9 protein-coding genes and 1 tRNA gene are annotated in these 15,252 nt (G+C 72.1%); 6 read left to right on the plus strand and 4 right to left on the minus strand.

From position 1 onward, the window contains the following. The first annotated feature begins 31 nt into the window (after nt 1-31). The gene (locus BKD26_RS29490; RefSeq protein WP_084904431.1) at nt 32-2,179 is read left to right on the plus strand and encodes a glycoside hydrolase family 36 protein; all 2,148 of its coding nucleotides are present in this window, start codon (nt 32-34) and stop codon (nt 2,177-2,179) included. Continuing rightward, entirely contained in the window at nt 2,176-4,353 is a 2,178-nt protein-coding gene (locus BKD26_RS29495; protein WP_084904434.1) for a family 78 glycoside hydrolase catalytic domain, read from the plus strand. Before BKD26_RS29490 ends, BKD26_RS29495 begins: the two co-directional genes overlap by 4 nt. Before the next feature lie 9 nt (nt 4,354-4,362). On the opposite strand, the gene BKD26_RS40580 is transcribed toward BKD26_RS29495, so the two are convergent. After that, a complete protein-coding gene (locus BKD26_RS40580; RefSeq protein ID WP_179166754.1) occupies nt 4,363-4,527 on the minus strand; it encodes a hypothetical protein in 165 nt (54 codons plus the stop codon). Nucleotides 4,528-4,597: 70 nt separating this feature from the next. On the opposite strand from BKD26_RS40580, the gene BKD26_RS29500 reads away from it, so the two are divergent. Continuing rightward, nucleotides 4,598-5,296 carry an AraC family transcriptional regulator gene (locus tag BKD26_RS29500; RefSeq protein ID WP_179166755.1) on the plus strand — a complete coding sequence of 233 codons (699 nt, stop codon included), beginning with the start codon at nt 4,598-4,600 and terminating at the stop codon, nt 5,294-5,296. A gap of 194 nt (nt 5,297-5,490) precedes the next feature. Here BKD26_RS29500 and BKD26_RS29505 read toward each other — a convergent pair whose 3' ends face one another. Further along, nucleotides 5,491-6,252: a phytanoyl-CoA dioxygenase family protein gene (locus tag BKD26_RS29505; protein WP_084904440.1), complete on the minus strand. Its 762-nt coding sequence runs from the start codon at nt 6,250-6,252 to the stop codon at nt 5,491-5,493. A 114-nt stretch (nt 6,253-6,366) separates the two neighbouring features. On the opposite strand from BKD26_RS29505, the gene BKD26_RS29510 reads away from it, so the two are divergent. Then, nucleotides 6,367-7,269 carry an AraC family transcriptional regulator gene (locus BKD26_RS29510; protein ID WP_084904443.1) on the plus strand — a complete coding sequence of 301 codons (903 nt, stop codon included), beginning with the start codon at nt 6,367-6,369 and terminating at the stop codon, nt 7,267-7,269. Nucleotides 7,270-7,319: 50 nt separating this feature from the next. Here the strand turns inward: BKD26_RS29510 and BKD26_RS29515 are convergent, their stop codons facing one another. Continuing rightward, the gene (locus BKD26_RS29515) at nt 7,320-10,478 is read right to left on the minus strand and encodes an alpha-L-rhamnosidase (protein ID WP_241518903.1); all 3,159 of its coding nucleotides are present in this window, start codon (nt 10,476-10,478) and stop codon (nt 7,320-7,322) included. A 405-nt stretch (nt 10,479-10,883) separates the two neighbouring features. Here BKD26_RS29515 and BKD26_RS29520 point away from each other — a divergent pair, with 405 nt between their 5' ends. Both BKD26_RS29520 and BKD26_RS29525 read left to right on the plus strand, forming a co-directional pair. Next, nucleotides 10,884-11,861, plus strand: a complete 978-nt coding sequence (locus BKD26_RS29520; protein WP_084904446.1) for a phytanoyl-CoA dioxygenase family protein — start codon at nt 10,884-10,886, stop codon at nt 11,859-11,861. Nucleotides 11,862-12,075: 214 nt separating this feature from the next. Then, on the plus strand, nt 12,076-14,196 hold the full coding sequence (locus BKD26_RS29525; RefSeq protein WP_084904449.1) for a CehA/McbA family metallohydrolase: 2,121 nt from the start codon (nt 12,076-12,078) through the stop codon (nt 14,194-14,196). 86 nt (nt 14,197-14,282) lie between these two features. On the opposite strand, the gene BKD26_RS29530 is transcribed toward BKD26_RS29525, so the two are convergent. Further along, nucleotides 14,283-14,355, minus strand: a tRNA-Pro gene (locus BKD26_RS29530). Nucleotides 14,356-15,252 lie beyond the last annotated feature (897 nt).

The raw sequence follows: 15,252 nt of genomic DNA on the forward strand, positions 1-15,252 counted from the left end.
CGGGTCGCGGCGCCACCCTGGGGCGGCGGCCGTGACGCGCCCCGAGCTCGACGCCGACGGGTCGCTTCTGCTGCTCAGTACCGCCGGCGTGGTGCACGCGGTCGACATCGCCGGTACGGCGCGGCAGGTCGCGTTCGGCCCGAGCCACCGGCTCGGCGCCGAGGAACTCAAGTCGGTGCGCGGCGGCCGGCTCGGCGCCGAGGTCGAACTGCAGCTGGCCGGGGACGACCGCCCGCTCCCTCAGCACGGCAGCCGGTGGACGGGCTGCGGCAGCACAGAGAGCACCACGGTCCAAAGCCACCGGGCCGAACGCCTGGGGGACGGTGGCCTGCACGTGGTCCTCAGCGCGTCGGGCGACCAGGGTCTGGAGATGGACCTGCACTTCCTGGCGAGGCCGGGTTCCTCCTGCCTGACCCGGTGGACAAGCGTCCGCGCGACCGAGGTGCCGCTGACCGTCGACCACGTCAGCAGCGGCATGCTGCGCGGCCTGGCGGCGCACGGCGACTTCGACGCCCTGTGGCTGCACACCTACGACGGTGGCTGGTGCTGGGAGGGGACCCTGCGGTCGCGGCCGGTGACGGACATCGCGCTGTACCCGGAGTCCTGTATCAACGCCTGGTCGGTGGAGACGACCGGTTCCTGGTCGTCGAAGCATGTGCTGCCGTTCTACGTGCTCGAGGACCGCGCGGCGGGCATCTCGTACGGTATGCAGGTCGACGCCTCCGCCGGCTGGCGCATGGAGGTCGGCGCCGACTCCGGCACCGTCTACACGCAGGCCGGCGGCCCCAACTACGCCGGTGGACACTGGCGCCATGTGCTGGGCAGGGGCGAGCAGTTGGAGACGGTGCCGGTCGTGGTCGGTGCCGTGGAGGGTGACCGCGCGGAGGTGGTCGACGCCTTTCACCGGCACCGCTGGCTGCACCAGGCACCGCGGGAACCGCGTCGCGGCGTCGTCTACAACGAGTACCACGCGACGATGAACACGCTCGACGCCTCCACCGTCGCGGCCCAGACGGCCGCGCTGACCGGCACAGGCGTCGAGACCTTCGTCCTGGACGCCGGGTGGTACTCACCGCAGACGCCCGAGGGGGAGATCGCCACCTGGTGGACCCTGGCGGGGGACTGGACGCACGACGAGAGCCGCTTCCCCGCGGGTATGAAAGCCCTGGCGGGAGACCTGAGCGACGCCGGGCTCGTACCGGGCATCTGGCTCGAACCCGAGGTCGCCGGGGTCGCCTCGCGCCTCGTGGCCGAGCACCCGGACTGGCTGCTGCAGCGCGACGGCCGGCCGCTGCTCGACGCGGGCCGGGCGTTCCTCGATCTGCGGCAGCCACAGGTCCGCGACCACCTGGCCGGCGTGCTGGACGGGCTCGTCGACCACGGTTACGCGTACGTCAAGTTCGATTACAACACCGAGGTCGTACCGGGACCGGATGCGATGCCGCACGGACCGGGGCAAGGCGCGCTGGAGCTTGCCGCGGGCTGGCAGGCGGTGCTCGACGGGCTGCGCGCCCGGCATCCGCACGTCGTACTGGAGAACTGCGCGAGCGGCGGCGGGCGTACGAGCTACGGCCTGCTGTCGCGCACGCATCTCGGCAGCGTCAGCGATCACGGCCACTGGAACGGTGGCTGGCGCAGCTTCCCCAACGTGTTGCGTGCGGTGCTGGACGTACTGCACCCGTCGCAGGCCGTCAGCTGGGCCGTGCTCGAGCCGGACCTGAGCCTCGCCGAGACGCGCTACCGACTGGTCACAGGGCTGCTCGGGCGCATGACCCTGAGTGGGCCCGTGGACCGCCTCGACGAGGACCAACGGGCGCTGATGGTCGAGGCGGTGGCCTTCGCGAACGCCTCGGCCGACCTGCTCGCGAAGGCGTCGGTGCGCCGGCACGGCCCCGAGCAGCCGCCGCATCGCACCGAGGCGCTGACGGCTCTGGAGGTCTTCTCCCCGGCCGGCTGCCTGCTCGGGGTGTGGCGGCAGGACACCGAGGACGACCGGTTGCGGGTGCGCCCGCACGGGCTGCGCGAAGGACAGCGCCACCACGTCCAGACCTTCCCGGCGGGAGCGGCACCGCGGGAACTGGTGGGCGGCAGTGAGCTCACGCTCCACCTTCCCGACCGGTTCGACGCCGTCGCCGTCGCCGTACGACCTGTCGACACGGACTGCCGGGAGGCGACATGACGCACCTGTGGACCAATGGCGCGCCTGAGATCGACGCGCACGTGGGCATCCGCGCGGTGGTCGACCTGCCGGAGCGGCGCCGTCTCGTCGTGCGCTTCTCCGCCTCGTGGTGGGCGGTGCTGCACGTCGACGGCGAGCCCGTCGCCGAAGGACCGCCACGCGCCCCCGCCGGCCACCCGGAGCACGTGGAGATGGCGCTCGACCTCGGTCCCGGTCCGCACGTGTTGGCGTTCCACGTCGTGCACCCGGGCGTGCCGACCGAACAGGCGGCGGTCGTGGCGCCGCACCTGTGGGTCGAGGCCGAGGGACACCCCGACCTCGACTGGCGGGCAGCGCCGCTGCGGGCGTTCCGGCCGAGGGTCCGCCGCGTCAACGACAACCTCGGTTTCGTCGAGTGGTGCGACATGCGCGAGCTGCCGGCGTGGACAGGCCCCGGCACCGCCGCCGACACGTGGGCGCCCGCCGTATCGGTGCCCGGCCTGCCGGTCCCCGCTCCCGACATGGGCCCACCGGTGTCCCTCACGCCCCTCACCGCCGTACGGGTGGCGCGGGGGGAGTTCGTCGAGCGCCTGCTGCTTCCCGAGGACGACCCGGCCGCCACGGTGTTCGCCCGGCAGTTGGCGCCGGACGGGCAGGTGCCCGCGCAGGGGGTGTGGGCGCGCTTCGACCTCGGCCGCGTCCGGCTCGGGCGCCCGAGTGCCGAGATCAGCGCGCCCCCGGGCGCCACCGTCGATCTGCTCTACAGCGAGGACCTCGTCGATGGCCGGGTCACGCCCTGGATCTCGATGAGCAACGGCCTGTCGGCGAACCTCGACCATTACGTCGCCGCAGGCGGGCAGCAGCGGCTGGGGCCGGTGACTCCCCGCGCCGGGCGCTGGGTCGAGGTGCACGTGCTGGCCGAGGGCTCGCCGGTCCATATCGGGGAGTTGCGCTTCGACGAGCGCAGCAGCGCCCCCGCCGACCCGGTCGGCAGCCTGGCGACCGGCTCTCCCGGGCTCGATCGCATCTGGCAGGTCGGCGTCGACACGCTGCGGGCCTGCTCCGAGGACGCCCTGGTCGACTGCCCGGTCCGCGAGCGCGGCCAGTGGCTGGGCGATGCCGTGGTGGGCATGGAGATCGCCGCCGTCTCGCACGGGGATCTGCGGATCGTGGAGCGCTCGCTGCGGATGGCGGCCGCCTGTGCCGATGACGACGGGTTCGTGGCCGGTCAGGGGCCCGGCGCCGTCCGGCACCTCGCGTCGTACTCCGCGCTGTGGCCGGGGGCGGTGCTGCGGCATGCCGCGCTTTCCGGCAGCCGCAAGCTGCTCGGCGAGCTGGCACCGGCCGCGGCACGCAACGCCGCGGCGTTCTGCGCCCGCCTCGGTCCCCGGGGGATCGAGGGGCCTCTGCCGTGGCCGTTCGTGGACTGGGGCGCCGCCGACGACGGCCTGTCGATCTCGCTGCAGGCCCTCGACGGACTGGACGCCTCAGCCCGCTGGCTGCGCGAGGTGGGACACAGCGCCACCGCGGCCGTCGACGAGGCCGCCGCGGCGCTGCGCGAGACGCTGACTCGTCGCACGTCCGCCGAACCGCTCGGCTACCACGCGGCGTCCCTGGCGCTCCGCGCCGGAGTCCTGCCGTCGAGCGCCGAGCCGGCCGCCGTGCAGCTGGTGCTCGACCACCTCGACTCCTGCTTCCCCCTCGACGCCACCGGACCACGGCTGTCCAGCCACCTCGCCACGGGCGAGCGCTTCGTGACGCCGTACTTCCTGCACTTCTCGCTCATCGAGCCGGCCCGTCGTGGCCGGGCACATGAGGTGCTCGAACGGATCGAGGAGCTCTACGGCTGGCTGCTCGGCCAGGGAGCCACGACATGGTGGGAGAACTTCGACCCCCGGTGGAGCCGGTGCCACCAGTGGTCCGGAACCCCGACGTGGCTGCTGTCGCGAATGCTGCTCGGACTCTGGGTGGAGCCCGACGGCGGGCTGCGCCTTGAGTTGCTCGCCGGCGAGCGGACGGGGGCCTCCGGTCAACTGCCGCTTCCCGGCGGGGGAGTGGTGGAGGTGTCGTGGCGGCGGGACGACAAGGCGATACGCTGGTCGGCTCGTCCCACCGGACATGTGGAGCTGCGCCAGGGCGGTCTCGTGCACACGCTGGAGCCCGGCGCGCAGTTGAACCTCGTCCTGCCGATGTGACCCTCCGTCTCACACGTCCGCGGCGCCGTGCGCCTGGGCGATGACATCGGACGCACGGTTGCCGGACAATCCGCTCATGGTCAGTGGGGCGCCGTTCCCGGTCGTGAGCCAGGCGAACATGTACCAGTTCCAGCCCGGCCGGCGGCTGCGGCACGCGCGGGTCGAGTCACGCATGGTCCTCCTGTGCCGGAGAGGAGGCGGCCAGGTCTGGGTCAACGGACAGCGACATGTGATGAGGGCCGGCGTGCTTCTCGTCCTGCCGTGGGGGCGGTCGATCCGGTATGCCGCCGACGTGCCGGACCCGTTCCTGCTCGTCGGCGCGCATCTCGTACCCGAGCACGACCCCGGGCACCGGGTGGTGGCCGATGTTCCGCACGACCGCGACCACCCGCTCACGGGATGCGGGTGGCGGCGCGACGGCACGATCCTTTCCGGTGGCTCGGTCGTGGTCTCCTCCGCCGAGGAACGCCCGCGGTTGGTGGATGTCTCCTTGTACGCGGTCGAGGTGTTCCGGCGGGGCGTGCCGGACGAGGGGCTGATGCGGGCGCTCGGGACGCTGGTCCTCCATGAGCTGTCGGAGACGCTCGGAGCGGCCGGGCCCTTGTACGGGGCGCTCGTCCCCGACGATCTGCGTCGCGTGCTGCGGTACGTCGACCAGGAGCTGCACCGTCAGCTCACGATCGGCGAGCTGGCCGGCGTGGCGGGCTGTGGCGTCGCGACGCTCACGCGCCGGTTCCGCCGGCACCTCGACACCTCGCCGATGGGCTGGGTCGCCGCACGGCGCATCGCCCGGGCACAGGAGCTGCTGCGCACGAGCGGCCTCACGGTCGGTCAGATCGCCCGGCGGTGCGGCGTGGCCGACCCGTACTACTTCTCCCGCCTGTTCAGGCAGCACGTCGGTCAGTCACCACGGGAGTGGCGAAGCGCCCAGCACGTCCTGTGACCGGCTCCGGACTCCCGGGCCTTCCACCACCCACGGCCGAGCCTGCAGCCGAGTCGGAATGCGCGACGGCGCAGGCCCGGCCGAGGTCGTGCTGGTCCGGTGGGCCGGCGGCAGGGCCGGTGACGGGGATGGCACGGGTGCTTCAGCGGGCAACGCGCGGGAAGGGGGCACCTCAACAGGACGGCGCCCCAAGGTTATTCTGACCGGGACCCCGCGGCGGCCGACGTCAGCGGAGGGAAGAGGTCGCCGTCGAGGCGGTCGCCGGGCAGGAGGCCGACGCCGTCCGTGACCGGGTGCGGACGGCCGTCGTAGACCGTGTCCGCGTCCATATAGATCACGACGTGCGCGAGCCGTGCCGCGTCCGTGCGGTTGGGCAGGGCCATGTGCCCGGTGTAGCTGTTGTGGAAGGTGATGTCCCCCGCGCGCAGCGGGACGGTGACCCGCTCGCTCCACCGCAGTTCGGGGTCGATCTCGAACAAGTCCCCCTCCTTGTGCAGGTCCTGGGGCCGCAGCCCCGTGTGGGTGTGGGAGCCGGGCAGGAAGGTCATGCAGCCGCTCTCGGCCGGTACGTCGACCAGCGCGACCCAGGCGGACAGCGCGTGCCGGCAGGTCCGGTGCGGCCAGTACGGGTGGTCCTGGTGGAACTCGGTCGCGGTCTCGTGGTGCGGCGGCTTGACGAGCACCTGGTCGTGCCACAGACGCAGGGGCACACCGGCCAGCTGATGCGCCGGCGCCGAGAGCTTCGGGTGCAGGGTGAGCGCGCGCAACACCGCGCTTGTGCGCCAGACGTTGACGTACTGCCTGAAGGGCCGCATCTCCGGGCCGGTCGACGATGCGCCGGGCAGTTCGGCGGCGGCGCGGGCGTAGCCGGCGGCCTCGGCCGCCGAGAGGACTCCGGGCACGCGCACGAAACCGTGCCGCCGGTAGTGCTCCACGCTCTCTTCGGAAAGCTCCATCGTGCTCCTCACGTCATCGGCCCCTGCAGGGGGTCTCAGCGATACCCCTCATGCTGGTCGCCCCGGTGGCAGCGGGGCTAGCCAACGACTCGCACGAGGTAGCACGATACTGATGTGCCGTACCAAGACACCCAGTTCGACGGCCGGTTGCAGGGCACCGGCCTGTTCCCCGCCCAAGTTCCGGTGCACACTGGCCGGCACCGGCTGACCGGCAACGTGCCCGGACACAGCCACGACTTCTTGGAGATCGCCCTCGTCGTCTCCGGGCGGGGGCGGCACCTGACCGCGGCCGGGGGCCGGCCGCTCGCCGCCGGGGACGTCATCGTGCTCCGGCCGGGGCCTTGGCACAGCTACGTGTACTGCACCGGTCTCACTGTGGTCAACTGCTGCTTCGCGGCCGAGCTGCTCCGCGCCGACCTCGCCTGGATCCGCACCGAACCGGCCGTCAACCACCTGCTGTGGGGCGGGCCGAGCGCGCCGGGCAACGCCGGGGTCTACGGCTTCCGGCTCGATGCCGGACACCACACGCGGTGCCTGTCGCTCCTCGGTGAACTGGCCGCGGCGGCCGGGCACGACGGCCCGGTCCACAGAATCGGTGTCCTCGGCCGCCTCGCGGTCTTCCTCGACGCTCTCGCCGCGGCGGCACCGCGGGCACCCGCCCCGACCGCCCATGCGGACGCACCCTCCGCCCACCCGCTCGTACTCGGCGCCGTACGGCTGCTGGAGTCCGATCTCGCACAGGCCTGGACCCCGGCCCGGCTCGCCGCCGAACTCGCGGTCAGCACGGGCCATCTCACCCGGATGTTCACCAGCCACATCGGGCTCCCGCCGATGGCCTACCTCGCCCGCGCGCGGGCGGAGAGCGCGGCGGCGCTGCTGCGGGGCACCACACAGCCCGTGGCGCGCGTCGGCGCCGCGGTCGGCTGGCCCGACCCGAACTACTTCTCCCGCCGTTTCCGGACGCACTACGGCCTCAGCCCGACCGCCTACCGCGCGGCGGGAGATGACGCGGGATGACGGGATGAGACGCGCGCTGCACCGCTACGGTGCCGGGGCCGTCGCGACGCTCATCGAGCGAGTTGTCCGGTACTGAACAGGTGACAGCCCGAACCGGCGGCGAAGACCGCGCAGCCGTCGTCCATCCGCAGGAACTCCGTGTCGCCGGCACTGACATCCGCCGCGGCACGGGCGGGGACCCACACCTCGGCGGCGGTACCCACCGGCAGGCCGAGACGGAGAGTGAAGGAGCCGCCGCCCGCCTCCCAGCGGGTGGTGACCGGGCCGTAGAGCGAGTCGAAGCGGGCGCGCGCCGCCGTCACCGTACCGCCGGGGCGGGGGCGGACGACCAGGCGCCGGAAGCCGGGCGCGGTGGGCGCGATGCCGGCGATGGTGGCGTACATCCACGCGCCGACCGCGCCGTAGGCGTAGTGGTTGAAGGAGTTCATCCCCGCGTCCTGGAAGCCGCCGTCCTCCCTTATGGAGTCCCAGTGCTCCCACATGGTGGTGGCGCCGCGGGCGATCTGGTAGCCCCAGCCGGGGAACGACTCCTGGAGCAGCAGCCGGTACGCCACGTCCGTGCGCCCCGCGGCAGTGAGGGCCCCGAGCAGCCGCGGCGTGCCGAGGAAGCCCGTCGACAGGTGCCCGTCCCGCGCCTCGATCAGCTCCACCAGGCGGTCCGCGGCCCGGCCACGCTCCGGATCCGGCAACAGATCCATGGACAGGGCGAGTACGTACGCGGTCTGGGTGTCGCCCGTGATACGGGCGCCGTCCTGCGAGACGTAGGCCGCGCAGAAGGCGCCGCGGACGGCGGCGGAGAGCTTCTCGTAGGGGGCCGGGTCGTCACCGAGAGCCCGCGCCATGCGGGCGACGAGGTGGGCGCTGTGGGCGAAGAAGGCGGTGGCGAGGACGTCCTTGGGCGTCTCGTCGCGCATGTTGAGCCAGTCACCGTAGCCCGTGGCGGGACGCAGGTAACCGTCGCTGTGCCGGTGCAGGTAGTCCAGCCAGCGCTTGGCCGGCTCCCATGCCTCCTGGAGGACCCGGGTGTCCCCGTACGCCTGGTACAGCGCCCATGGCACGGAGACACCGGCATCGCCCCAGCCCGCCGTGCCCGCGCCCAGCATGCCGATCTGCGGCGCCACATCGGGGAACGCGCCGTCCGCCCGCTGGGCGTCGTACAGGTCCCGCAGCCACTTGGTGAGGAAGCGCGCCGACTCCATGACGTAGGCCGCGGTGGGGGCGAAGACGCTGATGTCCCCGGACCAGCCGAGCCGCTCGTCGCGGGCCGGGGTGTCGGTGGGGACGGACAGGAAGTTTCCGCGCTGGCCCCAGGTGATGTTGGAGTGCAGCTGGTTGAGCATCGGGACGTCGGTCTCGAAGTCCATGGTGAACGGGGCCGAGGTGTGCATGACCCGGCCGGTCACCGCGTCCAGGGGCGGCACCCCGGGGTAGCCGGTCACCTCTGCGTAGCGAAAGCCGTGGAACGTGAAGCGCGGCTCGTAGACCTCCACCGAGCCGCCTTTGAGGGTGTAGGTGTCGGTGGCCCGGGCCGACCGCAGGTTGGCGGTGTGGAGCGTGCCGTCCGGGTTGAGTGCCTCCGCGTGGCGCAGCCGCACCACCGTGCCCGCCGCGCCGGAGACCTTCAACCGCACCGAACCGACCATGTTCTGGCCCAGATCGAAGACGAAGACCCCTGGGGCGACTTCGGTGACCTGCCGGGCGGGGAGCTCGCCCGCCACCCGGACCGGGGCATCGGCCTGGGCCACGATCGCGGGTGGTGTGGTGACCGCCGCAGATTCCGCCGGCTGCCATCCGGAGTCGTCGAAGCCGGGCTGTGTCCAGCCGTCCGTCTCCCGCCGGGCGTCGTAGTCCTCGCCCCCGATCAGGTCCGCGGAGACCAGCGGGCCCGCCGCCGCCCGCCACTCCTGGTCCGACACGATCCGCTCGGTTGAGCCGTCGGTATACGTCACCTCCAACTGCGCCAGCAGCGACGGGCGTTCGCCGTAGTGGTGCCGGCCGAAGGAGGCGATGGTGCCCGCGTACCAGCCGTCCGCCAGGTGAAATCCGAGCGTGTTGGCCGCGCCGCCGCGCAGCAGGTCGGTGACGTCGTAGGTCTGGTACTGCACCCGCCTGCGGTAGTCGGTCCAGCCCGGGGCCAGCTCGTCGGCGCCGACGCGGCGGCCGTTGAGGTGCGCCTCGTACAGGCCGAGGGCGGTGGCATACAGTCGGGCGCGGGCGATCTGTTTCGGGGGGAGGCGGAACTCGCGCCGCAGCTGGAAGGCGGGGGATGCGGCGGGGGCCACCGCCCCTCGCGGGGCCACACCCCAGGGGGCCCACTCGTCGGCGGCCGCCCAGGCGCTGTCGTCGAAGTCGGGGCCTGACCAGTCACCCGCGGGTTCGCTACCGGTGGTCTTCCACGTACGGCCTGTCCGCACGCGGCGTACTGCGTCGGCGGTGGTGAACTTCAGCACTCCGAGGAGGCCGGCCTCCCCGGATCCGGTGCTGCTCGTGTCGACGCGGACTGCTACGGCGGTGCGTCCCGGCCGCAGCTGGGCGGTGACCTCGGCCACGGCTGGACGGCGCCAGTTCTCCGCGGTGGGATCGGCGACCGTGTGCAGGACCTGGGTGCCGCCGACGTAGGCGGTCAGGCCGCCGTCGGCGGCGAGCACCAGACAGGCCCGGCGGACACCTGCCGGTACGTCGACGACGACGCGGAACCAGCGGATCGCGGCTGAGGCTCCGGTCTCTGCCAGGCCCCGCGCGCTGCTGCCCGCCAGGCGTATCCACTGGGCCCCTCCCAGGGTCGGCACCCCTGGCAGCGGGGCCGCTGCTGCCGCGTCCACGAGGGCCGCTGGGGCGCCGATCCAGCGGCCGGTCCAGTCCGAGCCGTCCATGAGTCCGGTCTCCCACCAGGAGGGTTCGCTCCATTCGCTTGCCACACCGTCCGCGTCCCAGACCCGCACCGACCAGTGGTATCGGGTGCGGGGGGCAAGCGCGGGACCGGCGTAGGGAACCAGCACCGACTGGTCGGATGTCACCCGTGAACTGTCCCAGATGTCACGGTTGTTGATCCGCTCGGCGCTGGTCGCGACGTGTATCCGGTAAGCGCTCTGCGCCTGATCCGGTCGGTCGGAGAGCAGCTGCCAGCTCAGCCGCGGCCGTTCCGTATCGAGCCCGAGAGGGCATGTGGTGTACTCGATGGTGGGCTTGACGACGTGCAGAACCCCCACGGGAGTGCCCCTCTCGGACGACATCGCCGACAGCACGGATGGTGAATCGTTTCAGGCACGCTAGGAGGGGGCGCTGCGACGCGTCAACCCGGCGAACCCCGAAGTCCTCGAGCGGCCGCGCGTCCGGAAAGCCGTCACAGGCAATGGAGTTGACGCGACCGGAGGCTTCTCGGCGGGAGCCTCCTCGGCCGGAGCCGGCAGGTGTTGCAGCGGAGCGAGGCTGAGGACGCCTGCGGCCTGCCGAGCCGCGGCCTCCCGAGCCGCGGCCTGCCGACCGGTGCGTCACGCTCGGGGCGGCCGGTGAGCTGTGGCGCGGCCCAGAGTCGAGAGCGCCGATCAGATCGTCCATGAACGGAGCGTTTTCCACATGGCGCGGCGAGGAGGCGAGTTCCTAGCCTGTGGGCCATGAGCGAAACCATGTCTTCGGTTCCGGTGAAGGTCCAAGCCGCTGATCTGACGCCGTTCGAGGAATCCACCGCACTCCTCGACCGCCCTGACGAGCTGCGGGCCCGAGCCGAGCGCGACGGGTATCTGTTCTTCCGTGGACTGCTCGATCCGGAGCCGCTTCTGCAGCTACGCTCCACAGTCCTCGACGTACTGTCGGAGCATGGTCTACGGGCACCGGATGCCGATCCGCTCGACGGGAAACTGGATCTCGCCCGGCTCAACCAGCTGCCCGCCGACCAGATGCGGGTCGATATCGGCGTCACCGCGGAGCTCTACGCCGCCATGCAGAGGCTGCCCGAGCTGCATCGGCTGCCGCACCAGCCGGCGCTCCTGGACCTCTATCGCAAGCTCTTCGGCACCGACGACGTGTTCGTCCATCCGCGTCACATCATGCGCGCCATGACGGCGCACCCGTCGACGGGCGCGACCCCACCCCATCAGGACTTCCCGCTCGTTCAGGGCAGTACCGAAACGTGGACCTGCTGGTTTCCCGTGGGGGACTGCGGTCTTGCGAGCGGTCCGCTCGTCATCCTGCGTGGTTCCCACCGGCAGGGCCGCCTGCCGGTGGGAACCGGGGACAGTGACGGCTACTGGACCAACTGGGGTGCGCAGTTGTGCGCGCATGAGACCAACTGGGTCGGCGGCGACTTCGCCGTGGGCGACGTGGTGACCTTTCCCAGCCTCACGGTCCATCAGTCGTTGCCCGCAGTGGTCCGCGACGAGGTCCGCATCTCCATGGACGTCCGCTACCAGCGCGGCGACGACGTGATCGAAGCCCGCTCACTGACGAACCATGCGGAGCGTTCCTGGGACGAGATCTACCAGGGATGGTCAAGCGAGAACGCGGACTTGATGTACTACTGGAACCCGGATCGGCTCTCGTACATCCCGTGGGACGAATCGCTTCTCGAGCCGGGCGCCCGCAGAATCTGCTGACCAACAGCCCCGGATGCACGGTCGGTTGGCCGCTCCGTCCGGCTGTTGCTCGGGGTCGCTCCCCGCGCCTTCGCGGTTGCCCGCGCCGGTGCTGGAGGTGCAGGGGCCGGAGGGCTGAGACGCGGGAAGCCCTCCGCCTCGTACGCGGGCTGTCATCCGCCGACGCAGACGCCGCTCAACAGGCCGGTCCTCGCGCGGACATCATCGAGTTGCCGTGATCTCACAGGTCACGCTCGGCAAGAGAGGGACCGCCATGTGCTGCGACGACGAGCTGCCCCCCGCGGTCGGCGAGGCGCTGGCGCGCTACCGCGCGCTGCTCGCCGAATCTCCGCTGGACTGGGGGGCCGAAGCGCCCGACGTCATGCTGGACGTCCTTGATCTGGCCCGCCGCTGGGGTGTGCCGGCGCTCGGCCCGGTCCTCGCCGCCATGGGGGAGGACCGGCGCGTCGACCGCGCCGCCGCTCTCCGGCTGCTGGTGACCGCGGACGCGCCGCTGCCTCCCGGTGTCGTCGTCGTCGACGTCCTGACCGGGACCGTGCGGTACGGCGAACCGCTGCACGTGCTTGACGGCTCTCGCGGCCCCGCGACCTGGTGCCCCGGAGGTGTGCTGGTGGTCGTCGTGAACGACATGCCCCACGCGGTCGATGTCAGGGGCGCGGCCCGTGCGTGGACGGTGGCAGCCGGTGCGGTCGGCCGGATGGAGCTGGAGCCGGAGCCGGGGCTCGCGTCGCTGCGCGCCGGTACGGTGACGGTCGACCTGTCGGCCGCCGTGCGCCGCGTGCCTCCGGCCGTGCTGGAGCTCTCGGCCACCACGCCCGTCCGATGGAGCGTCGTCGACGCGGCGGGGCAGCCGTGGGCGCCCACCGGAGGCCGGCTGAAGTACGACGTCCACGACCGGCCGTTCTTCCACGCGCAGGAAGCGACGCTCGAGGTGCCGGCCGGTGTGGTGCGGGTGACGGCGGCGCGGGGTGCGCAGTACACCTCGGTCTCGGAGCGGGCCGAGCTGCACACCGGCGGCACGACACGGCTGCGCCTCGAGCCGGAGCGCTGGTGGGACGGCGACGGCGGCGGCTGGACCGGCGCGGACCTGCACGTGCACGCGAACTACTCGGGTGACCAGGTGGTCTCGCTGCACGACGCGGTCCTCATGCAGCAGGGCGAGGGGCTGGATCTGATGGGACTGGTCGCCGGCAACTGGCACGGCGACGAGATCTACGACCAGGCGCTCGTGGAGAGCCGGCTGGGCCGTCCGCTGCGGCACGAGCACGGCACGACAGCCTTCGGGGTCGAGTTCCGCAACGACCTGCTGGGCCACTTCCACGCCACGGGCGGGCACACCTCACCCGCTCGCTGGGCGACGGGGCACGAGGGCAGCTCGCACCCTTGGGACTGGCCCGCGAACGCGGAGACGGCGGCCGAGCTGCGGGCGGGAGGCGCGGCCATCGGCTACTGCCACCCCGTGGTCCGCCCGTTCCCCCCGGATGCCGAGTCGGCGCCGGATCATCTCTTCGACTGGGTGATCCGGTCGGTGGAGGCGCGGGAGCTGGTGGTGGACGCCGCGCTTGGCCTGGTCGACAGCATCGACCTGCTGTTCTCGGTCGACCCCTCCGGCCCGGCCGAGCTCTGGTACCGCCTGCTGGGCTGCGGGCTGCGGCTCGCGCCGACGGCCGGGACCGACGCCTTCCTGTCCTTCAGCCGGGCCGGTGCCTTCTCCGGCCCGCCGGGCTCCGGGCGGGTCTACGCGTGGACCGGGGGCGACCACGACCCGGAGGCGTTCAGCCGCGCTCTGCGCAGCGGCCCCGTCGTCGTCACGAACGGTCCTTGGGTCCGGCTGCGGGTGGACGGACAGGACGAGGGCAGCCGGATCGACGGCGCGGCCGGGCGGAGCGTTCACCTGTCGGCAGCTGCGTACGGGCCCCAGGCACGCCGGCTTGAAGTGGTCACGGCAGGCGGGCGTGTGCTCAGCTCCGCCGAAGGCGACGGGCCGCTCGCGGTGTCGCTCGACCTGGAGGTGCGGGAGCCGACCTGGGTGGCGGCGCGCTGTACGGGCGGAGCGCACCCCGACGTGCTGGCCGAGCGGGCGTGGTCGCACACCGGTGCCACGTGGCTGGACGTGGACGGAGCCGGCGTACGGCGCGAGCCCGACCTCGCCTTCTGCCGTCGGTGGCTCGACCTGCTGGCGGGCTTCGTGCAGAAGCACGGCCGGTTCCACGACGACCAGCAGCGGATCGACGTGCTCGCCGCTGTCGACGCCGCCCGCCCCTTCTACGCCGCCGGTCCCGAGGTTGCGAGCGAGGTGACCGCTGCGCCGGTCGACCTGCGCGACTGGCCTTGATCGTCAGCGTTCGGCGAAAGAGGGAGGCCGTGCCCCCGGAAATGATCAGAGGAGCCCGAAGGGCCCCTCTGAACTGCTTTTCACCGTCGGGACGACGGGATTGAACCTGCGACCCCTTGACCCCCGGTCAAGTGCGCCACCAAGCTGCGCCACGTCCCGGTGCGCGGGACTTCCCGCGCTCACATCCCGGTCTGCGGCTTCGTCCACGCTCACGCCGCGATCGCGACATGCTGCCGACGGACGAAGCCGGACGGCGCCAGCGCGCCTTCGTGGTCAGCCAGTCTGTCGACGACTACCGCGCCCCGCTGACGTACCGCGAGGAGCAGGTCGACGTGGAGGTCTGAGTCGTCAGCTGTCGTGGGGCTCGGCTCGAACTTGGATACGCCATCCGGACGCCAGCGTACGTACGCGGAAGCCGTGACGAAGATGGCCGCGTACGACCTCGACACCGGCCGGCCGCTGGGTATCTCCGAAGCCGAGCTGGAGTTTCTCGCTCGTTGCACGCAGTCCTGAACCCAGGGTGCTGGGGTCAGCCGGTCGCCGTCGACCCCGTACTCGCGGTGTCTCGCCTGCACAGCGGGGCCGCTGCCCCGGCCTCGGTCAGGTGCGGCGCGCTGACGACCGACTTGCAGTCCCGAGGATCAGGTCCAGCTGGTATCCGACCGTCGTGGACAGCCCGTACGGCTCAGGTCGAAGTGCTGTCTGCGCGGCGGCGCTCCGTCCGTCTCCGGATCGGAGCCTGCGGGCGCGGCTGTCTTCGGCCGTACTGGGTGTTCATCAGGTCGGGTCCTCTGGGGACCGCAGTTTCGTGAGCATGGGTTCCTGTGGAAACGGCGAATTCCGCCTGTGATGAGCACTGCTCGTGGGCGCGGATCGTGCGCAGAACGCCCCGTTGGGTTGTCCCTGGACGGTCGCTAGACGCAGCGCTGCCGTCTTCACCGTGCGGGTATTGGCAACAAGTCGTGGTGGGCGGTGCGTTGCGTCGGATGGGCAGAGGACAGGGTTGTTGTGCATTGATCCTCGCGACGGATCCCCGGGTTCGCCAGCAGGTGCTTG

This window comes from Streptomyces sp. CB03238, from assembly GCF_002099185.1.
Taxonomy (GTDB): domain Bacteria; phylum Actinomycetota; class Actinomycetes; order Streptomycetales; family Streptomycetaceae; genus Streptomyces.